Below are 22,842 nucleotides of genomic sequence, written 5' to 3'. Positions count from 1 at the left end.
ACTCCCGGAATGTCCACCACCTCCCCGTCCCCGCTCACCACGACGGAAACGGCCTCCGCGCCGCTGCTCTCGGTCAACGAGCTGCAGGTCCACTTCCCGACCCAGGACGGCCTGGTCAAGGCCGTCAACGGCCTGACCTTCGACCTCGACCGCGGCAAGACGCTCGGCATCGTCGGCGAGTCGGGATCCGGCAAGTCCGTGTCCAGCATGGCGATCATGGGGCTGCACCGCGGCACCAACGCCAAGCTGAGCGGCGAGATCGTGCTCGACGGCGTCAACCTCCTCGACATCAGCGCCGAGGAGATGCGCAAGAAGCGCGGCCGCGAGGTCTCGATGATCTTCCAGGACCCGCTGTCGGCGATGCACCCCTACTACACCGTCGGCAACCAGATCGCCGAGGCGTACCGGGTGCACCACGACGTGTCGAAGAAGGTCGCCAAGCAGCGCGCCGTCGAGATGCTCGACCGGGTCGGCATCCCCAACCCCGACAAGCGGGTCAACGACTACCCGCACCAGTTCTCCGGCGGCATGCGCCAGCGCGCGATGATCGCGATGGGGCTGATCAACGACCCCAACCTGCTCATCGCCGACGAGCCCACCACGGCGCTCGACGTGACGGTCCAGGCGCAGATCCTCGACCTGCTGCAGGACCTGCAGCGCGAGTTCAACTCGGCGATCATCATCATCACCCACGACCTCGGCGTCGTGGCGGAGATGGCCGACGACGTCCTGGTGATGTACGCCGGCCGCGCGGTCGAGCACGGTCCGTGCAAGGAGATCCTCACGCACCCGGAGATGCCCTACACGTGGGGCCTGCTCTCCAGCGTCCCGGACCTGTCCGGCGACACCGAGGCGCGGCTGATCCCGATCCCGGGCAACCCGCCCAGCCTGCTCAACCCGCCCTCCGGGTGCGCCTTCCACCCGCGGTGCCCGCACCGCGACAAGGTGCCCGGCGACCTGTGCCGCACCGAGCTGCCCCTGCTCGTGCCCGGCCAGCGCGGCGAGATCCACACCAAGCGCTGCCACCTGCCCAACCCTGACGCGATCTACGCGGCCGAGGTGCTGCCGGTCATCGCACCGGACCTGGCCGAGGAGCTGTGATGACGAACGACACGATCAACGTGGGCAGCCAGGAGCCCGAGGACGCAGCGCCCGTGGCGCGGGTCGAGGGCCACGGCGCCGCCGTCGCGCCCGCCGATGCCAAGCCGATCCTCGAGGTCGACCAGCTGCGGATGTACTTCCCGGTCAAGTCGCCCGGCCTGATCCGCCGTACCGTCGGCCAGGTCCAGGCCGTCGACGGCGTCTCCTTCCAGGTCGCCGAGGCCACCTCGCTCGGCCTGGTCGGCGAGTCGGGCTGTGGCAAGTCGACGACCGGTCGCCTGATCACCCGCCTCTACAAGCCCACGGCCGGTGCGATCCGGTTCGAGGGCCAGGACATCGCCCAGGCGGGCCCTGCCGAGCTCAAGCCGCTGCGCCGCGAGATCCAGATGATCTTCCAGGACCCGTACACCTCGCTGAACCCGCGACAGACGGTCGGCTCGATCGTCGGTGCGCCGCTGGCGATCCACAAGGTGCTTCCCAAGGACAAGATCCTGCCGCGCGTGCAGGAGCTGCTCGAGATCGTCGGCCTCAACCCGGAGCACTACAACCGCTACCCCCACGAGTTCTCCGGCGGCCAGCGCCAGCGCATCGGCATCGCCCGCGCCCTGACCCTGCAGCCCAAGCTCCTCGTCGCCGACGAGCCGGTCTCCGCGCTGGACGTGTCGATCCAGGCGCAGGTCATCAACCTGCTCCAGGACATCCAGAAGGAGTTTGGGGTCGCGTTCCTCTTCATCGCACACGACCTCGCCATCGTGCGGCACTTCTGCCCCGAGATCGCGGTCATGTACCTCGGCAAGATCGTCGAGATCGGCGACCGGGACTCCATCTACAACAACGCCCACCACCCCTACACCCAGGCGCTCCTGTCGGCCGTCCCCGACGTCAAGCAGGCCGCCACGGGCGGCCGGATCGAGCGGATCCGGCTGCAGGGCGACGTCCCGAGCCCGATCAACCCGCCCTCGGGCTGCCGCTTCCGCACCCGCTGCCCGATCGCCCAGGAGATCTGTGCCCGGCACGAGCCGCCGCTGCTCCAGATCGGTCGCAAGCACAAGGTCGCCTGCCACTTCCCGGGTCGCCTGGGCCAGGCGCCCCACGAGCCGCTGACCGCCGGCCTGCTCGGCGTCGACGCCGAGGGTCGTCCCGACCCGGGTGCCAGCCCGAGCACGGACCTGGTCGAGCAGCCCGGGTACGCCGACACCTGGTTCGACCTCGACAACAAGTCGATCGGCCGCGCCTGACGCCGACCAGCTGGGGTGCTGGCGTCGCGCGAGTCGTGGCTGTTGGCACGGGCTGTGGTGGGTGGTCAGACCAGTCGCCGATTGGGCAAAGACCACAGCCAGCGGGGCCGAATTGTTGCGGTTTGGGACCAAACCGCAACAGAAGACGACCCGCCGCAATGGCGGGTCTCCCGATCAGCCGACATCCCCGAGCCTCCCGTACGACGGGTGTCGCCGGGGCTGTGACTAGGGTTGGTCGACGTGGATGACGAGCCGCAGCTGTTCGACACGCCCGGGTCCCGTGGGGCGACGTCGGGCGGCTCGCTCGCCGACGCCACCCACTCCTCTGCCCCGTTGGCGGTGCGGATGCGTCCGCGCACCCTCGAGGAGCTGGTCGGCCAGGAGCAGCTGCGCGCGCCCGGCTCGCCGCTGCGGCAGCTGGTCGAGGGCGACCAGTCGCTCTCACTGCTGCTGTGGGGGCCACCCGGCACCGGCAAGACCACGATCGCCTCGATCATCAGCCAGCAGACCGGGCGGCGCTTCGTCGAGGTCTCAGCCGTGTCCGCCGGCGTCAAGGAGGTCCGGGCGGCGATCGACTCCGCTCGGCGCCAGCTGGTGGCGACGGGGGAGGAGACCGTCCTCTTCGTCGACGAGGTCCACCGGTTCAGCAAGGCCCAACAGGACGCCCTGCTGCCCGGTGTCGAGAACCGCTGGGTGACCCTGGTCGCGGCGACCACGGAGAACCCGTCGTTCAGCGTGATCTCGCCGCTGCTCTCACGCAGCCTGCTGCTGCGCCTGCAGTCGCTGACCGACGACGACATCGCCGCCGTCCTCGACCAGGCGGTCGCCGACGAGCGTGGTCTCGACGGCGAGCTGGTGCTCGAGGACGCGGCCCGCGAGCACATCGTGCGCCTCGCGGGCGGCGACGCCCGCCGCTCGCTGACCTACCTCGAAGCCGCGGCGGGGGCGGCGAGGAGCAAGGGCAGCGCCACCATCGACGTCGAGACCGCCGAGACCGCGGCCGACCAGGCGGCGGTGCGCTACGACCGCGACGGTGACCAGCACTACGACGTGGTCAGCGCCTTCATCAAGTCGGTCCGCGGCTCCGACGCCGACGCCGCCCTGCACTACCTCGCGCGGATGATCGAGGCGGGGGAGGACCCCCGGTTCATCGCCCGCCGCCTGATGATCCTGGCCAGCGAGGACATCGGCCTGGCCGATCCGACCGCGCTCACCACCGCGGTCGCCGCCGCCCAGACGGTCCAGCTGATCGGCATGCCCGAGGCCCAGCTGACGCTGGCCCACGCCACCATCGCGCTCGCCGTCGCGCCCAAGTCCAACGCCGTGACCACCGCGATCTTCGAGGCCGTCGCCGACGTCCGGGCCGGCAAGATCGGCCAGGTCCCACCCCACCTTCGCGACGCCCACTACGCCGGCGCCAAGTCGCTGGGCCACGGCCAGGGATACGTCTACAGCCATGACGCCCCGTTCGGTGTCGCCGAGCAGCAGTACGCCCCCGACGTCGTCCTCGACGCCGCCTACTACCGCCCGACCGAGCTCGGCGCGGAGGCCGCGGTCAAGCAGCGGTGGGAGCGGGTACGCCGGATCATCCGCGGCAAATAGCGGCAAATAGTGGTCGCCACCAGAAGCTCTTCGGGCGCCCCGCACCCCGGGCACGCGCCTGGCGGCGTTGGCGTCGCTCGTTGGACGACCCGGTACGACTTCGCTCCGCCGCCTTGCCGTGCACGCACCCGGGGGCCACTCCGTTCAGACCCGGGTCGCCGACGAACAACTTCTGGCGGCAACCACTAGGCTTGTCCGTCGTGACCTCCGAGCTCGCCGTCCCGACCTGGCTGGTCGTGGTGACCCTCGTCGCCGTCGTGGCGCTCGGCGTCGCGGCGTACCGGCTGTCCCGGTCCGTGCGCCAGGCACGCAGCCACACCGAGGCGCTGCTCGCCGCGGCCGCGCAGGACGCCGACGCGCTGCGCCAGCAGCTGGCCGGCATCGAGGCCGAGCTGGCAGCCGGGCAGGAGCGTGCCACGCGCCGGGAGCGGACGCCGGTCGCCGTGGTCGACGACCGCGAGTACGTCATCACCGACCTCGGACAGGAGCACGGCCCTCGGGTCCCGGCCCGCGTCGTACCCGCGCCGATGTTCGCCGACATCGTGCTGCGCGAGAGCGTCATCAAGACCGCAGCGCTCGCCGCGGGGCTGCGCCGGGCCCTGTCGCCCGAGGTGCGCAACCGGATCCGGTTCGAGATGAGGCGCGAGGTCAAGCGCTCGCGCAAGGAGCGCCGCCTGATGCTCAGGGCCGCCCGCCGTGACCTGGAGTCGCGCCAGCGCGCGACCCTGCGCCCCGACGTCGAGGTGTCCTCGTGAAGGGCACGGTCTGGTTCGCGGCGGGTGCGGCTGCCGGCGTCTACGGCATGGTCCGCGTCCGCCGCCTCGCCGAGGCGTTCACCCCCGACGGCATGCGAGACCGCATCGGCGCGGCCGTGCTCGGCGCCCGGATGTTCGGCGAGGAGGTCGCCCGCGGCCAGGCCGCGGCCGAAATCCACTTGCGACAGCGCTTCGACGGCGCCGACGCTGGTCCGCCCCAACTGATGAAACCCCAGCCCAGCAAGGAAGGCACCCGTTGAGCGAGCAGTACCTGAGCAGCGCGGAGATCCGCAACCGGTTCCTCGCCCACTTCGAGGCGCGCGGCCACACCGTCGTACCGTCGGCCTCGCTGCTGCTCGACGACCCCAACCTGCTCTTCGTCAACGCCGGCATGGTGCCGTTCAAGCCCTACTTCCTGGGCCAGGAGACGCCGCCGTTCCAGCGCGCGACCAGCGTCCAGAAGTGCGTGCGGACCCTGGACATCGAGGAGGTCGGCAAGACCACCCGCCACGGCACGTTCTTCCAGATGAACGGCAACTTCTCCTTCGGCGACTACTTCAAGGAGGGTGCCGTCCAGTTCGCATGGGAGCTGATCACCCACGCCCAGGCCGACGGCGGCTTCGGCTTCGACCCCGACAAGATCTGGGTCACCGTGCTTCCCGACGACGACGAGGCGCGCGACGCCTGGAAGCGGATCGCGGGGCTGCCCGACGAGCGGATCCAGCCGCGCGGGCTCAAGGACAACTACTGGAACATGGGCGTGCCCGGTCCCGGCGGCCCGTGCAGCGAGATCTACATCGACCGTGGCCCCGAGTTCGGGCCCGACGGCGGTCCCGAGGCCGACGAGGACCGGTTCCTGGAGATCTGGAACCTGGTCTTCATGCAGGAGGAGCTCAGCGCCGTCCGGGCGAAGGACGACTTCGACATCGCCGGCCCGCTGCCCAGCAAGAACATCGACACCGGCATGGGCCTCGAGCGGGTCGCGTACCTGCTCCAGGACAAGCACAACATGTACGAGATCGACACGATCTTCCCCGTCATCGAGAAGGCGATGGACCTCTCCGGGAAGAAGTACGGCGCCAGCGGCGCCGACGCGCACGTCGACGACGTCCGCTTCCGCGTGGTCGCCGACCACGTGCGCAGCTCGCTGATGCTCATCGGCGACGGCGTCACGCCCGGCAACGAGGGCCGCGGCTACGTGCTGCGCCGCCTGCTGCGCCGCGCGGTGCGCAACATGCGCCTGCTCGGCTACCAGGACCCGTCGCTGCCCGAGCTGCTGCCGGTCTCGCGCGACAAGATGGGGGAGAGCTACCCCGAGCTGGTCACCGGCTGGGACCGGATCGCCCAGGTCGCCTACGCCGAGGAGGAGGCGTTCCGCAAGACCCTCCAGGCCGGCACCCAGATCTTCGACCTCGCCGCCGGCGACGTGAAGCAGTCCGGCGCCACCACCATCCCCGGTGACAAGGCGTTCGCGCTCCACGACACCTACGGCTTCCCGATCGACCTGACCCTCGAGATGGCCGCCGAGGCCGGCCTGAGCGTCGACGAGCCGGGCTTCCGCCAGCTGATGGCCGAGCAGCGCGAGCGGGCCAAGGCCGACGCGCGCGCCAAGAAGGGCCAGCACGCCGACACCGGCGTCTACCGCGCCATCCTCGACGCCAACGGCCCGACCGAGTGGCTCGCCTACGAGACCCTCGAGACCGAGTCGAAGCCGCTGGCGCTGCTGCGCGAGGGCGCCGCCGTACCCGTGCTCACCGGCGGCGAGATCGGTGAGCTGGTCCTCGACCGCACCCCGTTCTACGCCGAGTCCGGCGGCCAGGTCGCCGACGCCGGAGTCATCGAGTTCGAGGGCGGCGCCGTCGAGGTGCTCGACGTCCAGCGTCCGGTCCGCGGCCTCGTGGTCCATCAGGTCCGCGTCGTCGACGGCGAGCTGCCCGCCGACGCCCGGCTGCTTCACGCCAAGGTCGACCCGCAGTGGCGCATCGGCGCCCGCCAGGCGCACTCCGGGACCCACATCGTGCACGCCGCGCTGCGCGAGGTGCTCGGGCCCACCGCCCTGCAGTCCGGCTCCTACAACCGGCCCGGCTACCTGCGCCTCGACTTCGGGTGGCTCAATGCGCTCTCGCCCGAGCAGGTCCGCGAGATCGAGCAGGTCTCCAACAACGCGCTGCGCGCCGACCTGCCCGTCGCCTGGCAGTACATGACCCTCGGCGAGGCCAAGGACTGGGGCGCGATCGCCCTCTTCGGTGAGACGTACGACGACCGATCAGTCCGCGTGGTCGAGATCGGCGGCCCGTGGTCGCGTGAGCTGTGCGGCGGCACGCACGTCGACCACTCCAGCCAGGTCGGCACCATCGTGGTCACCAGCGAGGCCTCCGTCGGCTCCGGCAACCGCCGCATCGAGGCGCTGACCGGCGTCGAGGGCTTCGACTACCTCGCCCGCGAGCGCGACGTGGTCGGCCAGCTCTCCACGCTGCTCAAGACCCAGCCCGGCGACATCGTGGGCCGGGTCGGCGACCTCGTCGAGCGGCTCAAGCAGAGCGAGAAGGAGATCGAGAGGATCCGTCTCGCCCAGCTGCTGTCCGGCGGTGCCGCGCTGGCCGAGGGCGCGAGCGACGTCAACGGCGTGCGCCTGGTCGCCCAGCGCCTCGACGGCGCGAGCGGCGGCGACGTGCGCACCCTCGCGACCGACGTCCGCGCCCGGCTCGCCGGCGACGCCCCCGCGGTCGTGATTCTCATCGGTGCGGCCGACGGCAAGGCGGCGATCGTGGCGGCGCTCAACGACGCGGCCCAGGCCCGCGGCCTCGCGGCCGGCGACCTGGTCCGCGCGGCGGCGCCCTTCCTCGACGGCAAGGGCGGCGGCAAGGCCGACATGGCGCAGGGCGGCGGAACGGACGTGTCCCGCATCGACGAGGCGCTGGCCGCCGTGACCGCTGCGGTGGCGCAAGGCTGATGAGGCACGGCGTCCGCCTCGGCGTCGACCCGGGCGACGCGCGGATCGGCGTCGCCCGCAGCGACCCGTCCGGCGTGCTCGCGACGCCGGTCGAGACGGTGCGGCGCGGCAAGGGCGACCTGCGTCGCCTCCACCAGATTCTCGCCGAGGAGAACGCGGTGGAGGTCGTGATGGGCCTGCCCCGCTCGCTCGGCGGCGGGGAGGGCCCGGCGGCGCTCAAGACCCGCGAGTTCGCCGTACGCCTGGCCCGGCGGATCGAGCCCGTCCCGGTGCGGCTGGTCGACGAGCGGCTCACGACCGTGACCGCGGAGGCTATGCTGCGCGACCAGCGCAAGGGAGCGAAGCGCCGAGCCGTGGTCGACCAGGTCGCGGCCGTCGTCATCCTCCAGCAGGCGCTGGATGCAGAACGCGCGACCGGCAACCCTCCGGGGGAGCTGGTGACCCCCACGCACGAGGAGACGCATGACTGAGCCGCTGCCCGAGCAGGTCGAGGACGCAGGTCACGACCTGCTCCCCGGTACGGCGGCCGGTGGCCGCCGGCGGGCCGAGAAGCGGCGTCGGGGCGGTTGCCTGCCGATGCTGCTCGTGGTGGTGCTGTTCTGCGGCATCGTCGCCTGGTTCGCGCGCGGCGCGATCGCCGACGTCAAGGACATGTTCGCCGGCCCCGAGGACTTCGCCGGACCGGGCAGCGGCGAGGTCACCTTCGTCATCGACCCCGGCCAGTCGGTCTCCTCGATGGGCGCCGAGCTGCAGGACCTCGGCGTGGTGAAGTCCTCCGATGCCTTCGTCGACGCCGCGGCCAAGGACGGCCGCTCCACCAAGATCCAGGCGGGCACCTACCTGCTCAAGAGCCGGATGAAGGCCGCCGACGTCGTCGCGATCCTCGTCGACCCCTCGCAGATCGCCCAGGACACGGTGACCATCCCCGAGGGCAAGCGGACCTCGGACATCGTCAAGATCCTCGCCAAGAGCACCGACTTCAAGGCCAAGCAGTTCCAGGCGGTGCTCGACGACCCGGCTGCGCTCGGCCTGCCCGCGTCGGCGGGAGGCAACCCGGAGGGCTACCTGTTCCCGGCGACCTACACGATCACCCCGGCCGACACCCCGCAGTCGATCCTGGCCGCGATGGTCGCCAAGGGGGAGTCGGTGATGACCGACCTCGGCCTCGACGCCCAGGCACAGGCGCTCGGCCTGACCGCCCACGAGGTGCTGACCGTCGCGAGCATGCTGGAGTTCGAGGCGAACCGCACCCAGGACTACCCGAAGGTGGCGCGGGCGATCTACAACCGCCTCGACAAGGGGATGGCCCTGCAGTCGGACGCCACGGTCGCCTACGCGAACGGGCTCTCCGGCGAGGTGTGGACCACCTCCGCGCAGCGCGACATCGACTCGCCCTACAACACCTATGCCAACACCGGCCTGCCGCCGGGACCGATCGGCAACCCCGGCCAGGCGACCATCGACGCCGCGCTGCACCCGGCAGAGGGGCCGTGGCTGTACTGGGTCGTGGTCAACCTCAAGACCGGCGAGACCGTCTTCTCGACCACGCTGGCCGAGCACAACGCGGCGACCGAGCGGCTTCGTGAGTACTGCAAGACCTCCGACGCCTGCTGATGCCGTGCCGATGAGGTGTGCGGTCCTGGGCGACCCGGTCGCCCACTCGCTCTCGCCGAGCCTGCATCGGGCGGGGTACGCCGCGCTCGGCCTGGAGGCGACGTACGACGCCGTGCGGGTGCCGGCCGGTGGGCTGGCCGGTTTCGTGGCCGGCCTCGGACCCGAGTGGCGGGGGTTGTCGGTGACCGCGCCGCTCAAGCGCGAGGCCCTGGCGCTGGCCGACGAGGTCTCCGACCTCGCCGTGCTGGCCGGTGGCGCCAACACCCTGGTGCGGACCCCGACCGGGTGGCTCGCCGACAACACCGACGTCCCGGGTGCGGTGGCGGCGATCCGGGAGCGCTTCGCCGGGGACCTGTCGACGGCGACCGTGCTCGGCGGCGGCGCGACCGCCGCGAGCGTGGGCCTGGCGCTCGCCGATCTCGGGATCGGTGCCATCACCGTCGCGGCCCGCAACCCGGCCAACGCGGCGGCTGCGGTGGCGGCGATCGAGCGTCACCCGTCGGCTCCCCGGGTGGTCGTCGTACCGCTGGACGAGGTGGGCCGGGCCGGGAACGTCCTGGTGTCCACCGTCCCCGCCGCGGCCCAGACCGACGACCTGGTCGGGCGGGTGCTGCCCGCGGACGTGGTCTTCGAGGTGACCTACAACGAGTGGCCCACCCCGCTGGTCGCCGCGGCCCTGTCCGCCGGAGCGACCGTCGTGTCCGGGCTGGACCTGCTCGTCCACCAGGCGGTGCTCCAGTTCGGCATGTTCACTGGTCACGACGGGCCACTGGACGCCATGCGCTCGGCGGGCGAAGCCGCGCTCGCGGCTCGGTAGGTTCGGCGCCATGGAGTGGGTGCCCGCGCTGGCCTGCGCGCTCCTCGGCGCGGCGCTGGGGCTGACGGTGCCGTGGCTGATCGCGCTGTGCCCCGAGCCGGAGCACGACCCGAGCGAGAACCCCGCCGACTTCCCCGACCACGTCCCGTTCGCGGATCTCGCCGCCCGTCCCGGGCTGCGGCTGCGCAGCGCCCTGGCGTGCGGGCTCGCGGCCGGCGTGTTCGGCCTGGTGCTCGGCTGGAGCTGGGCTCTGCTCTGGCTGCTCGTCCTGGTGCCCGTGTGCTGCGCGCTGACGGTGATCGACTACGTCACCTGGTACCTCCCGTCGCGCCTGATCCGGCCCTCCTGGCTGGTGACCGGCGTCCTGGTCGGCGTGGTCGCGGTGGTCCTCGGCGACGAGACGGTGGCGCTGTGGGGGCTGATCGGGTTCGTCGCCCTCGGCGGCTACTACGGCCTGATTCGGCTGGTCAGCCCGCGCGCGATGGCCGGCGGCGACGTCCGGCTCGCCGCGCTGCTCGGCATCGCGCTGGGCCCGTTCGGTGCGCCGGTCCTGGTCGCCTCCGTCCTGGCGGCCGCGGTCCTCGGCGTGCTGGGCATGGTGCCCATGCGACGCAGCGGCACGATGATCCGCCGGCGGGTGCCATACGGGCCGTTCCTCGTGCTGGGCGGGCTGGTCGCCGTCGTCGTGGGACAGGTCCTCGGCGGCTGAGCTCGCATCGCGTCAAGGTATGCTGATGTCATACCAAGGAGGTCCGGATGGCGGTTCGCAAGGTGGCAGTGACACTGCCCGAGGAGCTGTACGAGCTGGTCGAGAGGGCACGAGCGGTCGAGCACCGCTCCCGCTCCGAGGTCATCCAGGAGGCCATCCGCACGCATTTCGGTGAGGCCGTCTACGTGCCGAGCGACGACGAGCGTCGTCGGCTGGTCGAGGCGCTCGACGAGGTCGAGACGCATCCCGAGCGGGTTCGGGACTGGGACGAGGTGCGTTCGGAGCTGTGGACCGGGCGGTGACGGTCCGGCTGACGACCCTCGCCGCGGCGGACCTGGAAGAGATCGTCGAGCACTACGACGAGCATGCCTCCGGCCTCGGCGCCGAGTTCTTGCAGTCGTTCGATCGCGTCATCGAACGACTGCAGATGTTCCCCGACGGCGCACCGCCGGTCGACGGGCTTCCCGGGGTGCGTCGGGTACGAGTCCGGCGCTTCCCCTATGGCGTCTTCTACCGGGCCGCGCGCGGCGACGTGCTGTTGCTCCGGGTGCTGCATGCCCGCCGCGACGTGGTGGGACAGGTCGCCGCGGACTGAGGCATGCGTGGGAGACTGGTGCCCATGTTGCGCTGGCTGACCGCGGGGGAGTCCCACGGCCCCTCCCTGGTCGCGATCCTCGAGGGGCTGCCGGCCCACGTCGAGGTCACGACCGATGACATCTCCGACTCGCTCGCCCGCCGTCGCCTCGGCTATGGCCGCGGCGCCCGGATGAAGTTCGAGGCCGACGAGGTCACCATCACCGGAGGCGTGCGGCACGGGCGCACCCAGGGCGGGCCGGTCGCGATCCAGGTCGGCAACACCGAGTGGCCGAAGTGGGAGACCGTGATGGCGGCCGACCCGGTCGACCCAGCCGTGCTGGAGGCCCAGGCCCGCAACGCCCCGCTCACCCGCCCGCGGCCCGGCCACGCCGACCTCGCGGGCATGCAGAAGTACGACTTCGCCGACGCCCGCCCGATCCTCGAGCGCGCCTCCGCCCGCGAGACCGCGGCGCGGGTCGCGCTCGGCCGGGTGGCCAGCAACTTCCTCGAGCAGGCCACGGGTGCGCGCATCGTCAGCCACGTGCTGGAGATCGGCGGCGTCCGTACGCCGTCGCGCGACCTCCCCGCCCCGGCCGACGTCGAGCGCCTCGACGCCGACCCGGTGCGCTGCCTCGACGCCGACGGCTCGAAGCTCATGGTCGAGCGGATCGACCAGGCCCACAAGGACGGCGACACCCTCGGCGGCGTCGTCGAGGTCGTCGTCCACGGCCTCCCGCCGGGCCTCGGCTCCCACGTCCACTGGGACCGCCGTCTCGACGCGCGCCTCGCCGGCGCGTTGATGGGCATCCAGGCGATCAAGGGCGTCGAGGTCGGCGACGGCTTCGAGCTGGCCGCGACCCCGGGCTCCCTGGCCCATGACGAGATCGTCCCGACCGAGGACGGCCTCCGGCGCGTCTCCGGCCGCTCCGGCGGCACCGAGGGCGGCATGACCACCGGCGAGATCCTCCGCGTCCGCGCGGCGATGAAGCCGATCGCCACCGTCCCGCGCGCGCTGCGCACCGTCGACCTCGCCACCGGCGAGGAGGCGGTCGCGCACCACCAGCGCTCCGACGTCTGCGCGGTCCCCGCAGCCGGCATCGTCGCCGAGGCGATGGTCGCGCTGGTGCTCGCCGAGGCGGTGCTGGAGAAGTTCGGCGGCGACTCGGTCCAGGAGACCCGCCGCAACGTGCAGTCGTACCTCGACACCCTCCGGTTCAAGTGACGGGCGGGCCGCGTGCGGTCCTGATCGGCACCATGGGCGCCGGCAAGACCACCGTCGGCCGGCTGCTCGCCGAGCGGCTCGGGGTCGGGTTCGCCGACACCGACGAGCTGATCGAGGCGCAGCACGGCAAGTCCGTCCAGGACATCTTCGTCGAGGACGGCGAGGCGACCTTCCGCGCGCTCGAGCGGGCCGCGGTCGCGCGTGCGCTCGACGAGAGCGACGGCGTGCTCTCCCTGGGCGGCGGCGCGGTGCTCGACCCCGCCACCCAGGCCCTGCTCGCGGCCCACCAGGTCGTCTTCCTGCGTGTCGGGCTCGCCGACGCCGTCAAGCGGGTCGGCCTCGGCTCCGGGCGTCCGCTACTGCTCGGCAACGTGCGAGCCCGGGTCAAGCAGCTCCTCGACGAGCGTGCTCCGGTCTACGCCGGCCTGGCCCGGATCACCGTGGACACCGACGGTCGCGCGCCCGCCGAGATCACCGCCGAGATCGTCACCGCCCTCCAGGGAGAACCCGCATGAGCGAGCCCACTGTCATCCCGGTGACCGCCGCGGCGCCGTACGACGTCGTGGTCGGCCACGGTGTCCTCGACCGCCTGCGCGGCCTGCTGCCCGCCGGCGTCCAGCGGGTCGCCATCATCACCCCCGAGTCGCTCGAGGAACTGCTCGAGCCGTTCGCCGACCTGCTCGAGGGCCTCGACGTCGTCGTGCTCCAGGTCCCCGACGGCGAGGAGGCGAAGAACTGGGAGGTCGCCGCGGCCTGCTGGGAGTCGCTCGGCGAGGAGGGCTTCACCCGCTCCGACGCCGTGGTCACCCTCGGCGGCGGCGCGACCACCGACCTCGGCGGCTTCGTGGCCGCGACCTGGCTGCGGGGCGTCGCGGTCGTCCACGTCCCGACCACCGTGCTGGCGATGGTCGATGCCGCGGTCGGCGGCAAGACCGGGATCAACACCCCCGCCGGCAAGAACCTGGTCGGCTCCTTCCACGAGCCGGCCGGCGTGCTGTGCGACCTCGCGCTGCTCGAGACCCTCCCGCGCGCCGAGGTCGTGGCCGGGCTCGGCGAGGTCGTGAAGTGCGGCTTCATCGCCGACCCGCGCATCCTCGAGCTCGTCGAGCAGACCGACCCGTCGGCGCTGACCGCGGACTCGCCGGTGCTGCGCGAGCTGGTCGAGCGCGCGATCCGGGTCAAGGCCGACGTCGTCGCCGACGACCTCAAGGAGACCGGGGGAGTCGACGGCCATCCCGGCCGGGAGGTCCTCAACTACGGGCACACCCTCGCGCACGCCATCGAGCGGGCCACCGACTACTCCATCCGGCACGGCGAGGCCGTGGCGCTGGGGTGCGTGTACGTCGCCGAGCTGGCCGCGCGCGCCGGGTCCCTGTCGCCCGAGGTCGTCGAGCGCCACCGCGCGGTGTTCGGCCGGGTCGGCCTGCCGACCTCGTGGAGCGGCGCCGACTTCGACACCCTGCTCGCCACGATGCGGGTGGACAAGAAGGCCCGCGGCAACCAGCTGCGCTTCGTCGTGCTCGAGGACCTGGCCCGCCCGGTCGTGCTCGCCGGTCCGTCCGAGGCGGACCTGCGGGCGTCGTACGCCGCCCTCGGTTCCCTAGGATCGAGCGCATGAGCAAGCGTGACGTCTACGTCCTCAACGGCCCCAACCTGGGCCGCCTCGGCAGGCGGCAGCCGGAGATCTACGGCACGACGACGCACCTCGACCTGCAGAACGAGCTGATGCCGCGGTGGGGCAAGGAGCTCGGGCTCAAGATCCACTTCTCGCAGACCAACCACGAGGGCGAGCTGCTCGACTGGCTCAACCACGCGGCCGACAAGGCCTGGCCGGTCGTGCTCAACGCGGGCGCCTGGACCCACTACTCCTACGCCCTCTACGACGCCTGCGCGCAGCTGACCGCGCCGCTCGTCGAGGTGCACATCAGCGCGCCGTCGAAGCGGCCCGAGGAGTTCCGGCACACCTCGGTGGTCACCCCCCACGCTGCGAAGGTGATCGAGGGCGAGGGCATCGACGGCTACCGGCAGGCGCTGGAATTCATCGCAGCGCGGCCTGCCCACTAGACTTGTCGGTCGGCCCTGTGTCGTGTGCTGGGGCCGACCCGATCTTCGACATCTCGACAGAAGGCTGACGCATGGCAACGACGAACGACCTCAAGAACGGCATGGTGCTGAACCTGGAGGGCCAGCTCTGGCAGGTGGTCGAGTTCCAGCACGTGAAGCCGGGCAAGGGCCCCGCGTTCGTCCGCACCAAGCTCAAGCACGTCGAGTCGGGCAAGAACGTCGACAAGACCTTCAACGCCGGCACCAAGGTCGAGACCGCCACGGTCGACCGCCGCTCGTTCCAGTACCTCTACAACGACGGCACCAACTTCGTCTTCATGGACGTCCAGGACTACGACCAGCTCGAGGTCGACCCGGCCATCGTCGGCACCGCCGCCGGCTTCCTCCTGGAGAACCAGGAGGTCATCCTGGCCACCAACGAGGGCCGCGTGCTCTTCATCGAGATGCCGGCCTCCGTCGAGCTGCTCGTGTCCTACACCGAGCCCGGCGTCGTCGGTGACTCCGCCACCGGTCGCACGAAGCCCGCCACCCTCGAGACCGGAGCCGAGATCCAGGTCCCGCTGTTCATCGAGCAGGGCGAGAAGATCAAGGTCGACACCCGCGAGGGCGGCTCGTACCTCTCTCGCGTGAAGGGCTGATCACCCTCGTGGGAGCCCGGACCAAGGCCCGCAAGCGCGCCCTCGACGTCCTGTACGCCGCCGACCTGCGCGGCGAGACGGGCGTCGAGGCGCTCGAGCGGGTCATCGCCGAGGGCGAGGCCCCGGCGAACCCCTACACCGCCGTGCTCGTGCGCGGCGTGAGCGAGCGCCGTGATCGGATCGACGAGGTGCTCGAGGAGTTCTCCACCGACTGGAGCCTGGCCCGGATGCCCGCGGTCGACCGCAACGTGCTCCGGATCGGCGTCTGGGAGCTGCTCTGGGCCGACGACGTGCCCGACACCGTCGCGGTGACCGAGGCGATGGGCCTGGTCCGCGAGCTGTCGACCGACGAGTCGCCGGCGTTCGTCAACGGGGTGCTGGGCGCGATCCAGCGCAAGAAGGCCACGCTCGTCTGAGCGCAGACAGCCCGCCGGGCCACGGTCGTGAGACCGGGCGCGGCGGGCTGCGTGCTCCCCGGACCTGGGCCGGCTCAGAGCACGACGGTGACCGTCTTGCTCTCGGTGTTCGCGAGGATGCCGTCGTAGCCGCACTCACGCCCGACGCCGGAGGCCTTCAGGCCGCCCCACGGCAGCTGCGGCATCAGCGGCGACCAGCCGTTGACCCCGATGGCACCGGCCTGCAGGCCGGCCGAGAGCGCGTGCGCCCGGGCCAGGTCGTTGGTGTAGATCGTCCCCGCGAGGCCGTACGCCGTGTCGTTGGCCAGCCGCAGCGCCTCCTCGTCCGAGTCGAACGGGATCACCGTGGCGACCGGGCCGAAGATCTCCTCGCGCGCGATGGTCATCTCGTTGGTGCCCGCGAAGACCGTCGGCTCCACGAAGAAGCCGGCCTCGCCGACGGCCCGACCTCCCGCGACCAACCGGGCGCCCTCGGCGGATCCGGCCGCGACGTAGCCGAGGACCCGGTCGCGCTGGGCCGCGTTGACGAGCGGGCCGAGCGTGGTGGTCGGGTCGAACGGGTCGCCGAGCACCTGGGCGCCGGCCGCACCGCCGAGGCCGTCGAGGACGGCGTCGTACAGCGACCGGTGCACGAAGACCCGGCTGCCCGCCGCACAGGTCTGGCCGGAGTTGGCGAACACGCCCATCCCGATCGACGGGAACACAGCATCGAGGTTCGCGTCCGCGCACACGATCTGGGCCGACTTGCCGCCGAGCTCCAAGGTGGTGCGCTTGAACGTGTCGGCGGTGACCTTCTGGATCTCGCGCCCGACCTGCGTCGAACCGGTGAAGCTCACCTTGTGCACTCCCGGGTGCCGCACGAGCGCGGCGCCGGTGACGGTGCCCTCGCCGGGAAGGACCTGCACGACGCCGGCCGGGAACCCGGCCTCCTCGACGAGCCGGGCCAGGTGGAGGATCGACAGCGAGGCGTCCTCGGCCGGCTTCACGATCACGGTGTTGCCGCAGGCCAACGCCGGGGCGAGCTTCCAGCCCAGGATCATCAGCGGTGCGTTCCACGGCACGATCGCGGCGATCACGCCGACCGGCTGGCGCAGGGTGTAGGCGTGGGTCGGCCGGCCGAAGTACCCGTCGTTGCTGATCTGCTCGCCGTTGATCTTGTCGGCCCAGCCGGCGTAGTAGCGGAGCGTGGCGACCAGGTTGGGCACGAACAGCATCTGGGCCAGCCCGTTGGGCACGCCCATGTCGAGCGAGTCGAGGTTGGCCAGGACGGTGGCGTCGCGCTCGACGAGGTCGGCGAGCCGGTGGATCAGCGCTCCCTTGCCTGACGGCGGGACCGCGGCCCAGTCCCCGTGGAGGGGGGCGGTCGCGGCGGCCACGGCCGCGTCGACGTCCTCGGGCGAGGCCGCGGAGACCTCGGCGAGCGGTGCGCCGGTCGACGGGTTGAGCGAGGTGAACGTGCCCGCGCGGCCCGGGACGAACGATCCGCCGAGGAAGAGGTCGGTGGTGAGCTCGGTGGTGAGCTCGGGAGTTGCCGTCATCTGAGTGCTCCTGCTTCGTGTGGTGGTGGGCCGGCGCTCAGCGGCCGAGGATGAGGTCGGCGGCCCGCTCGGCGATCATCGCCGTGGGCGCGTTGGTGTTGCCCGTGGGTACCGACGGCATGATCGAGGCGTCGGCGACCATCAGGCCCTCGAGGCCGATGACCTCGAGGGTGGGGGAGACGACCGCGTCGGGACCGGTGCCCATCCGGCAGGTGCCGACCTGGTGGTGGTAGGTCTGCACCGAGCGACGCACCCATGCTTCGAGAGCCTCGTCGCTGTCGTCCGTGCCGGGCCCCGGCTGCACCTCGCGAGCACCCCAATCCTCAGCGAGCGGGCCGACAGCGGCGACCTGGCGACACTGGCGCACCGAGGCGACGAGGGCGGCGACGTCGTCGTCGTGGCTGAGCACGCCGTAGTCGATGAGCGGCTCGGCCGCGGGGTCGGTGCTCGCGAGCGAGACGGTTCCGGTGCTCTTGGGCCGGATCAGGCCCGCGTGCAGGGTGAAGCCGGACGACGGCCCGGTCATCGCGGGGTCGTAGTAGAACGGGATGGAGAAGTTGATCGGCTGGGTGTCCGGGACGGGCAGTGCCGGGTCCGACCTCCAGAACCAGTGCGTCTGCGTGACCGGCTGGAAGGCCTGTGGTGGGGCGATCTCGCGCTTCTCGGTGCCGAAGATGACGGGGACCAGCCAGTGGTCCTGCAGGTTCGCGCCCACGCCGGGCAGGTCGACGAGGACCGGGACGTCCAGCGTCCCCAGGTGGGCGGCCGGTCCGATGCCGCTGCGCAGCAGGACACCGGGAGAGGCCAGCGCGCCCGTGCAGAGCACGACCCGGTCGGCATCGATCGTGCGGGACTCGCGGTCGACGACGACCACGGCTCCGGTCGCACGCCCGTCGGAGACGACCACGCGGTCCACGAGCGCGCCGGTGACCAGGGTGAGGTTCGGGTGGTCGAGGACGTCGCGCATGTACGCCGCCCAGGTGGACAGCCGCTTCCCGTCGCGCAGGTTGAGCTGCATCCGCGAGACGCCGTCCTGGTCGCCGGAGTTGTAGTCGTCGTTGAGCGGCAGTCCGGCGGCGACGGCGGAGTCGATGATCGCCTGCTGGATCGGCGTGAGCTCGGGCCGGACCCGGTCCATGAACCCCTCGCCGGTGTCGAGGTCGGCCTCGATCCGGTCGAACAGCGGTTCCACCTCGGCCCAGCTCCAGCCCTTGTTGCCGGCGTCGGCCCACCCGTCGTAGTCCCAGGCGGTGCCGCGGACCCAGATCGTGCCGTTGAGCTGGCCGGAGCCGCCGACGACCTTGCCGCGCGGCGTCATGATCCGCCGATCCCCGGCATGGGCCTGCGGGGTGCTGGACCAGCCCCAGTTCTCGGGTCCGCCCCAGAGCTCGCCGACGCGGGAGAGGTCGTGGATGGCCGGGTTCGTGTCCATCCCGCCCGCCTCGACGAGGGTCACGGAGAGGCCGGCGTCGAGCAGGCGCCGGGTCAGGACGGAGCCGGCGGTGCCTGCTCCGAGGATGAGGACGTCGGTGGTCATGTGCCGGCTCCTGTCGCGGGAACGGTTGGGCCCGAGAGATGTGGGGTGGGCGAGATCACGCTAGGAGCGGCGCGGGGGCGTGCTCCATGCGTACTAGGTGCAGTCCGCTGAGGATTTCCCCGACGCGGCATCCCGGCCGGTCAGTACAGCTCGATGAGCAGCCGGTCGCTGGTCGCACGCGAGACGCAGAGCGCCAGCTGGGTCTCCCGGTCGGTGGCGGTCAGGCAGTTGTCGCGGTGCTCGACGCTGCCCTCGAGCAGGCCGGACACGCACGAGCCGCAGACGCCCTCCTCGCAGGACTTGAACACCTCGATGCCGTTGTCCTCGAGGACGGCGAGGATCGAGCGGTCCGTAGGCACGTCGAACGTCTCGCCGGTGTCGAGCTCGACGGTGAACGGGCGGTCGCCGGTGGTGTCCACCTCGGAGGCCACGAAGTTCTCGAGGTGGAGGTGGTCCTCGCCGACCCGGGCCGCGAACGCCGTACCGACCTGCGTCATGAAGCCCTCCGGGCCGCAGGTGTAGACATGGCTGCTCGGTGTCAGCCGCGGAGCGATCGCGGCCAGCACCGTGGGCTGCTCGGTGCGCGGTACGCCGAGGTGCAGGCTGACCCGGTCGCGGAACTCGGCCCGGTTCTCGAGGAGGTCGACGAACGCCGCCTCCTCGCGGGAGCGGGCGAAGTAGTGCAGCTCGAAGGCGGCGCCGCGACTGTGCAGCTCGTAGGCCATCGAGAGCAGGGGCGTGATGCCGATGCCGCCGGCGACCAGCACGTGCCGGTCGGCGTCGTCGGCGACGGCGAGCAGGTTCCGCGGCTTGCTGACCTTGAGATGGTCGCCGACGGCCACCTCGTGGATCGCCGCGGACCCGCCACGGGAGGCGGCCTCCTTCTTGACCGCGATCAGGATCGACTCGGGGTCGTCGGGCGGCATGCACAGCGAGTACTGCCGCAGCACGCCGGTCGGCCCGACCACGTCGATGTGTGACCCGGCCGGGTACGGCTTGAGGGCCTGACCATCGGCGCGCACCATCCGCAGCGTGCGGATGCCGGGTGCCTCCTCGGTGATGTCGACGACGCGGAAGAGGATGTTCGTCATCTGGTGCTCCTAGCGGAGGTCAGCGGAGGTAGAGGCCGCCGTTGGCGTCCCAGCAGGCCCCGGTCACCGACGCGGCGTCCGGGGAGGCGAGCAGGGCGACCATGTCGGCGATGAAGCGCATGCTCCCGAGCCGGCCGACGGGGACGCCGGCGACGAGCGCGTCGAGGCCGTCGCCCAGTAGGTCACGGACCATCGGGCTGTCCTGGGGGCCGGGGGAGATGGCGTTGACCGTGACCCCGCGGGCCGCGAGCTCGCGGGCGAAGACCTTGGTCGCCGAGAGCACCGCGCCCTTCGAGGAGGCGTAGTGGCCGCCGGTGGCGGTGCCACCGTTCTGGCCGGCCAGGGACGCGATGTTGACGATCCGGCCGTACCCGGCCTCGGCCATCCTGGTGCCGAAGACCTGGCAGGCGAAGAAGGTGCCGTTGAGGTTGACCCGCATCACCTCGTCCAGCTCGTCGGGCGTGATCTCCAGCAGGGGCCGGGCCTGGGTGCGAGCGGCGTTGTTGACGAGCACCTCGACGCTGCCGAGGTCGGCGAGGACGTCGGCGAGCAGCCGCTCGACGGCTGCGCGCTCGCTGACGTCGACGGTGTACGCGCGGGCGTCGGGGCCGCGCACCGACAGCTCGTCGGCGAGCGCGGTGGCCGCCTCCGCCGCGACGTCGGCGACGGCGACCCGGTGCCCGCCGGCGTGCAGGCGCCGGACGATCTCGCGGCCGAGCCCGCTCGCGCCGCCGGTGACGACGGCGACCGGCGCCGGCATCGCCGCGTTCACAGCAGGAAGCCCGCCGCGGGTACGGCGTCGCTCGCGTCGACGAGACGGACCACCTTGCGCGCGATCCGGTCGTCCGCGGGCGTCGTACCGAGCCGGACGACGTGGTCGACGTCGCCCGCCCACAGGTCGTGGCTGCCGCGCTTGTAGGCGACCACGACCTGGGCGGCGCGCAGGGTCACCTCGTCGTCGGAGACGGCGCTCGGCACGAACCGGGACACGGTACGGACGGTCGTGGCGGCGTCGACGGCGGCGATGGCGAAGCCCTCGGTCATCCGGGCAACGCGCAGGCGCCGCATGCGGGCGTCGTCGTAGACCATGTTGAGGATGTCGTCGAAGGACTCCGCGTCACGGTCGATCGGGATCACGTAGACGGCGTCGTCGGCGTAGAGGCCCTGCCAGGTCTCGTAGTCCTTGGCGTCGAGGACGGCGGCCTCGCGCCAGACCAGCTCGATCGCGCGGACCACCCGCGGGTCGGCCACGGACAGCGCGGGTGCGGCGGCCACGGTCTCAGTCATCGCTCATCATCTGCTTCCACTGCTGGTAGGCGGCGCGCATGCCGGTCTCGTCGGTGACATGGCTGGTCGGCCAGCCGTCGTCCGACGGCTTCTCGCGGGCCAGGCCGCGGTTGACCATGATCGGCATCTCCGGTGCGCCGCGGGCGCCGCGCTGCACCCGGTCCCAACCCTCGGAGTCGTCGGGGGTGCCGAAGCCGAACGGCCCCTGGAAGTGCTCGTGGGCGCGCAGCCGCTCGCGGTTGACGGGATCCACGATCTCGGCCGGGCCGTCGGGGCCGAGGGCGACGTGCTCGATGTAGGTCTCGTCGACGCTGACCGGGCGCAGCACCCGGAGGAAGGAGATCGACATCGACACGTTCGGGAACAGGTTGAGGTTGAACCCGGTGCCGTGGACGGCACGGACCAGCCGCCGGATCTCGGCCTCGCCGACGCCGCGCTCGGTGAGCTCGGCGACGAGCCCGTCGAAGCGGGGCTGCAGCGGCTCGCTGCCGTCGTCGACCTCCAGGTCGGAGTGCTCGGGCACCATCTGCATGACGGAGTGGCCGTTGCCGAGGTCGTGCGTGACCGCCGTCGGGTCGGTCATGAACGACATCATCTCCGCGGTCTCGGCGTCGACCGAGGCCATCCAGGAGCGGTGCACGATCGGGAAGTGGTAGCCGTCGGTGGTGTTCTCGAGCTGGATCTTCCAGTTGCCCTTGTACTTGAACTGGTGGGTGCCGATCACCTTGATCGGGTAGCCGCCGCCCTGCCCCATGAACCGGTCGATCCACAGCCTCACGTCGCCGAGGAAGTCCTCCAGCGGCTCGATGCCGTCGGCGAACGTCGCGAACACCATGCCGCCGTACGACTCGGTGCGCAGCTTCTTCAGGCCCAGGCCGGACTTGTCCATCACGCCCTCGTAGCCGTCGGGATACGGGATGCCGCGCAGCTGGCCGTCGAGGCCGTACGACCACGCGTGGTAGGGGCAGGTGAACCCGTTGGCCTGCCCGGTGCGCTGCTCGCACAGCGAGGCACCGCGGTGCCGGCAGCGGTTGACCATGGTGTGGATCGCGCCCTTGCGGTCGCGGGTCACGATCACGGGCTGGCGCCCGACGTACGTCGACTTGAAGCTGCCCGGCTTCGGCAGCTCGGACTCGTGGGCGACCCACACCCAGGTGCTCTCGAAGATCCGCGTCATCTCCTGCTCGAAGATCTCCGGGTCGGTGTACATCCGGCCCGCGACGCGGTCGTCGAGGACCAGGTCGGCGGGCGGCAGGTCGTGGACGGTGTCGGCGGTGAACTCGGTGGTCATGACGATCAGTCCTCGTACTGGCGCGGGGTGAGGGCGCGGCCGATCCGCGCCTCGATGGTGGCGTACTTCCAGAGCTTCCAGGGGCTGGTCCCGACCGGGATCGTGCGCAGCAGCCCGCAGGCCTCCTTGACGCTCTCCTGGGTGTCGACGTCGCACAGCAGGTAGCAGGTCCAGGGCCAGCCGGCGGAGGGACCGACCATGTGGGAGTCGTCGTCGATGTCGCCGATGAAGTCGACGCCGGGCAGTGCCTTGATGCCGTCCATCAGGCCGACGAACGCGGTCCACACGTCACCGGTCTCGACGCCGCCCTCGGGCAGGTCGAAGAAGTTCTGGTTGATGCCGATGCAGAACAGGACGCGCAGGGTCGGGGTGCTCATCAGCGGGTCTCCTCTC

Annotated in this window: 25 protein-coding genes; 18 read left to right on the top strand and 7 right to left on the bottom strand. The window is 71.7% G+C overall.

The genetic code is table 11. From position 1 onward, the window contains the following. The first annotated feature begins 9 nt into the window (after nucleotides 1-9). From FBY23_RS16100 to nusB, 18 genes are all read left to right on the top strand, one after another. Entirely contained in the window at nucleotides 10-1,101 is a 1,092-nt protein-coding gene (locus FBY23_RS16100) for an ABC transporter ATP-binding protein (protein WP_141799069.1), read from the top strand. Nucleotides 1,102-1,232: 131 nt separating this feature from the next. Continuing rightward, entirely contained in the window at nucleotides 1,233-2,339 is a 1,107-nt protein-coding gene (locus tag FBY23_RS16095; RefSeq protein ID WP_396954520.1) for an ABC transporter ATP-binding protein, read from the top strand. A gap of 240 nt (nucleotides 2,340-2,579) precedes the next feature. Further along, nucleotides 2,580-3,941, top strand: a complete 1,362-nt coding sequence (locus tag FBY23_RS16090; RefSeq protein ID WP_260806021.1) for a replication-associated recombination protein A — start codon at nucleotides 2,580-2,582, stop codon at nucleotides 3,939-3,941. A 200-nt stretch (nucleotides 3,942-4,141) separates the two neighbouring features. Next, entirely contained in the window at nucleotides 4,142-4,696 is a 555-nt protein-coding gene (locus FBY23_RS16085) for a hypothetical protein (protein WP_141799067.1), read from the top strand. Then, the gene (locus FBY23_RS16080; protein ID WP_141799066.1) at nucleotides 4,693-4,956 is read left to right on the top strand and encodes a DUF6167 family protein; all 264 of its coding nucleotides are present in this window, start codon (nucleotides 4,693-4,695) and stop codon (nucleotides 4,954-4,956) included. The genes FBY23_RS16085 and FBY23_RS16080 overlap by 4 nt, the downstream gene beginning before the upstream one ends. Nucleotides 4,957-4,967: 11 nt before the next feature. Continuing rightward, nucleotides 4,968-7,649, top strand: coding sequence for an alanine--tRNA ligase (alaS, locus tag FBY23_RS16075; RefSeq protein WP_141801094.1), 2,682 nt, complete (start codon nucleotides 4,968-4,970; stop codon nucleotides 7,647-7,649). After that, complete coding sequence (gene ruvX, locus FBY23_RS16070; protein ID WP_141799065.1) at nucleotides 7,649-8,119, top strand: Holliday junction resolvase RuvX; 471 nt, start codon at nucleotides 7,649-7,651, stop codon at nucleotides 8,117-8,119. Before alaS ends, ruvX begins: the two co-directional genes overlap by 1 nt. Beyond that, complete coding sequence (gene mltG, locus FBY23_RS16065; RefSeq protein WP_141799064.1) at nucleotides 8,112-9,263, top strand: endolytic transglycosylase MltG; 1,152 nt, start codon at nucleotides 8,112-8,114, stop codon at nucleotides 9,261-9,263. The genes ruvX and mltG overlap by 8 nt, the downstream gene beginning before the upstream one ends. Nucleotides 9,264-9,273: 10 nt before the next feature. After that, nucleotides 9,274-10,080 (top strand): shikimate dehydrogenase, encoded by an 807-nt coding sequence (locus tag FBY23_RS16060; protein WP_141799063.1) that lies wholly within the window; start codon nucleotides 9,274-9,276, stop codon nucleotides 10,078-10,080. A 10-nt stretch (nucleotides 10,081-10,090) separates the two neighbouring features. After that, a complete protein-coding gene (locus FBY23_RS16055; protein WP_141799062.1) occupies nucleotides 10,091-10,789 on the top strand; it encodes a prepilin peptidase in 699 nt (232 codons plus the stop codon). Between the two features lie 47 nt (nucleotides 10,790-10,836). Beyond that, on the top strand, nucleotides 10,837-11,091 hold the full coding sequence (locus FBY23_RS16050) for a ribbon-helix-helix protein, CopG family (RefSeq protein ID WP_141799061.1): 255 nt from the start codon (nucleotides 10,837-10,839) through the stop codon (nucleotides 11,089-11,091). After that, nucleotides 11,088-11,384: a type II toxin-antitoxin system RelE/ParE family toxin gene (locus FBY23_RS16045; protein WP_160158266.1), complete on the top strand. Its 297-nt coding sequence runs from the start codon at nucleotides 11,088-11,090 to the stop codon at nucleotides 11,382-11,384. The genes FBY23_RS16050 and FBY23_RS16045 overlap by 4 nt, the downstream gene beginning before the upstream one ends. 24 nt (nucleotides 11,385-11,408) lie before the next feature. Further along, complete coding sequence (gene aroC, locus FBY23_RS16040; protein ID WP_222117845.1) at nucleotides 11,409-12,587, top strand: chorismate synthase; 1,179 nt, start codon at nucleotides 11,409-11,411, stop codon at nucleotides 12,585-12,587. Then, on the top strand, nucleotides 12,584-13,102 hold the full coding sequence (locus FBY23_RS16035) for a shikimate kinase (protein WP_313901097.1): 519 nt from the start codon (nucleotides 12,584-12,586) through the stop codon (nucleotides 13,100-13,102). The genes aroC and FBY23_RS16035 overlap by 4 nt, the downstream gene beginning before the upstream one ends. After that, nucleotides 13,099-14,205 (top strand): 3-dehydroquinate synthase, encoded by a 1,107-nt coding sequence (gene aroB / locus FBY23_RS16030; protein WP_141799058.1) that lies wholly within the window; start codon nucleotides 13,099-13,101, stop codon nucleotides 14,203-14,205. Before FBY23_RS16035 ends, aroB begins: the two co-directional genes overlap by 4 nt. Next, entirely contained in the window at nucleotides 14,202-14,651 is a 450-nt protein-coding gene (locus FBY23_RS16025) for a type II 3-dehydroquinate dehydratase (protein ID WP_141799057.1), read from the top strand. Before aroB ends, FBY23_RS16025 begins: the two co-directional genes overlap by 4 nt. Before the next feature lie 71 nt (nucleotides 14,652-14,722). Further along, nucleotides 14,723-15,289, top strand: coding sequence for an elongation factor P (gene efp / locus FBY23_RS16020; RefSeq protein WP_141799056.1), 567 nt, complete (start codon nucleotides 14,723-14,725; stop codon nucleotides 15,287-15,289). Nucleotides 15,290-15,297: 8 nt separating this feature from the next. Beyond that, nucleotides 15,298-15,705, top strand: coding sequence for a transcription antitermination factor NusB (gene nusB / locus FBY23_RS16015; RefSeq protein ID WP_141799055.1), 408 nt, complete (start codon nucleotides 15,298-15,300; stop codon nucleotides 15,703-15,705). Between the two features lie 74 nt (nucleotides 15,706-15,779). On the opposite strand, the gene FBY23_RS16010 is transcribed toward nusB, so the two are convergent. The 7 genes from FBY23_RS16010 to FBY23_RS15980 form a co-directional block, all read right to left on the bottom strand. After that, on the bottom strand, nucleotides 15,780-17,243 hold the full coding sequence (locus FBY23_RS16010) for an aldehyde dehydrogenase family protein (protein WP_141799054.1): 1,464 nt from the start codon (nucleotides 17,241-17,243) through the stop codon (nucleotides 15,780-15,782). Between the two features lie 37 nt (nucleotides 17,244-17,280). Beyond that, on the bottom strand, nucleotides 17,281-18,780 hold the full coding sequence (locus tag FBY23_RS16005; protein ID WP_141799053.1) for a GMC family oxidoreductase: 1,500 nt from the start codon (nucleotides 18,778-18,780) through the stop codon (nucleotides 17,281-17,283). 140 nt (nucleotides 18,781-18,920) lie between these two features. Next, on the bottom strand, nucleotides 18,921-19,871 hold the full coding sequence (locus FBY23_RS16000; RefSeq protein ID WP_141799052.1) for a PDR/VanB family oxidoreductase: 951 nt from the start codon (nucleotides 19,869-19,871) through the stop codon (nucleotides 18,921-18,923). Between the two features lie 19 nt (nucleotides 19,872-19,890). Continuing rightward, nucleotides 19,891-20,643: an SDR family NAD(P)-dependent oxidoreductase gene (locus tag FBY23_RS15995; protein WP_222117844.1), complete on the bottom strand. Its 753-nt coding sequence runs from the start codon at nucleotides 20,641-20,643 to the stop codon at nucleotides 19,891-19,893. Further along, a complete protein-coding gene (locus tag FBY23_RS15990; RefSeq protein WP_141799051.1) occupies nucleotides 20,640-21,158 on the bottom strand; it encodes an aromatic-ring-hydroxylating dioxygenase subunit beta in 519 nt (172 codons plus the stop codon). Before FBY23_RS15990 ends, FBY23_RS15995 begins: the two co-directional genes overlap by 4 nt. Continuing rightward, nucleotides 21,151-22,449: a Rieske 2Fe-2S domain-containing protein gene (locus FBY23_RS15985; RefSeq protein WP_141799050.1), complete on the bottom strand. Its 1,299-nt coding sequence runs from the start codon at nucleotides 22,447-22,449 to the stop codon at nucleotides 21,151-21,153. Before FBY23_RS15985 ends, FBY23_RS15990 begins: the two co-directional genes overlap by 8 nt. A gap of 5 nt (nucleotides 22,450-22,454) precedes the next feature. Next, the gene (locus tag FBY23_RS15980; RefSeq protein WP_141799049.1) at nucleotides 22,455-22,826 is read right to left on the bottom strand and encodes a hypothetical protein; all 372 of its coding nucleotides are present in this window, start codon (nucleotides 22,824-22,826) and stop codon (nucleotides 22,455-22,457) included. Nucleotides 22,827-22,842: the final 16 nt, after the last annotated feature.

The organism is Nocardioides sp. SLBN-35 (assembly GCF_006715725.1).
In the GTDB taxonomy this organism is placed as follows: domain Bacteria; phylum Actinomycetota; class Actinomycetes; order Propionibacteriales; family Nocardioidaceae; genus Nocardioides.
Note: the sequence above shows the minus strand (reverse complement) of the source record. Positions and strands in the feature narration are given on the sequence as shown.

Bases quoted from the DNA above. Each gene is read 5' to 3' on its own strand.
- FBY23_RS16100 (WP_141799069.1), top strand. From the start codon at position 10: ATGTCCACCACCTCCCCGTCCCCGCTCACCACGACGGAAACGGCCTCC.
- FBY23_RS16095 (WP_396954520.1), top strand. From the start codon at position 1,233: ATGTACTTCCCGGTCAAGTCGCCCGGCCTGATCCGCCGTACCGTCGGC.
- ruvX (WP_141799065.1), top strand. From the start codon at position 7,649: ATGAGGCACGGCGTCCGCCTCGGCGTCGACCCGGGCGACGCGCGGATC.
- mltG (WP_141799064.1), top strand. From the start codon at position 8,112: ATGACTGAGCCGCTGCCCGAGCAGGTCGAGGACGCAGGTCACGACCTG.
- FBY23_RS16060 (WP_141799063.1), top strand. From the start codon at position 9,274: ATGAGGTGTGCGGTCCTGGGCGACCCGGTCGCCCACTCGCTCTCGCCG.
- FBY23_RS16055 (WP_141799062.1), top strand. From the start codon at position 10,091: ATGGAGTGGGTGCCCGCGCTGGCCTGCGCGCTCCTCGGCGCGGCGCTG.
- FBY23_RS16050 (WP_141799061.1), top strand. From the start codon at position 10,837: ATGGCGGTTCGCAAGGTGGCAGTGACACTGCCCGAGGAGCTGTACGAG.
- aroC (WP_222117845.1), top strand. From the start codon at position 11,409: ATGTTGCGCTGGCTGACCGCGGGGGAGTCCCACGGCCCCTCCCTGGTC.
- aroB (WP_141799058.1), top strand. From the start codon at position 13,099: ATGAGCGAGCCCACTGTCATCCCGGTGACCGCCGCGGCGCCGTACGAC.
- FBY23_RS16025 (WP_141799057.1), top strand. From the start codon at position 14,202: ATGAGCAAGCGTGACGTCTACGTCCTCAACGGCCCCAACCTGGGCCGC.
- efp (WP_141799056.1), top strand. From the start codon at position 14,723: ATGGCAACGACGAACGACCTCAAGAACGGCATGGTGCTGAACCTGGAG.
- FBY23_RS16010 (WP_141799054.1), bottom strand. From the start codon at position 17,243: ATGACGGCAACTCCCGAGCTCACCACCGAGCTCACCACCGACCTCTTC.
- FBY23_RS16005 (WP_141799053.1), bottom strand. From the start codon at position 18,780: ATGACCACCGACGTCCTCATCCTCGGAGCAGGCACCGCCGGCTCCGTC.
- FBY23_RS16000 (WP_141799052.1), bottom strand. From the start codon at position 19,871: ATGACGAACATCCTCTTCCGCGTCGTCGACATCACCGAGGAGGCACCC.
- FBY23_RS15990 (WP_141799051.1), bottom strand. From the start codon at position 21,158: ATGACTGAGACCGTGGCCGCCGCACCCGCGCTGTCCGTGGCCGACCCG.
- FBY23_RS15985 (WP_141799050.1), bottom strand. From the start codon at position 22,449: ATGACCACCGAGTTCACCGCCGACACCGTCCACGACCTGCCGCCCGCC.
- FBY23_RS15980 (WP_141799049.1), bottom strand. From the start codon at position 22,826: ATGAGCACCCCGACCCTGCGCGTCCTGTTCTGCATCGGCATCAACCAG.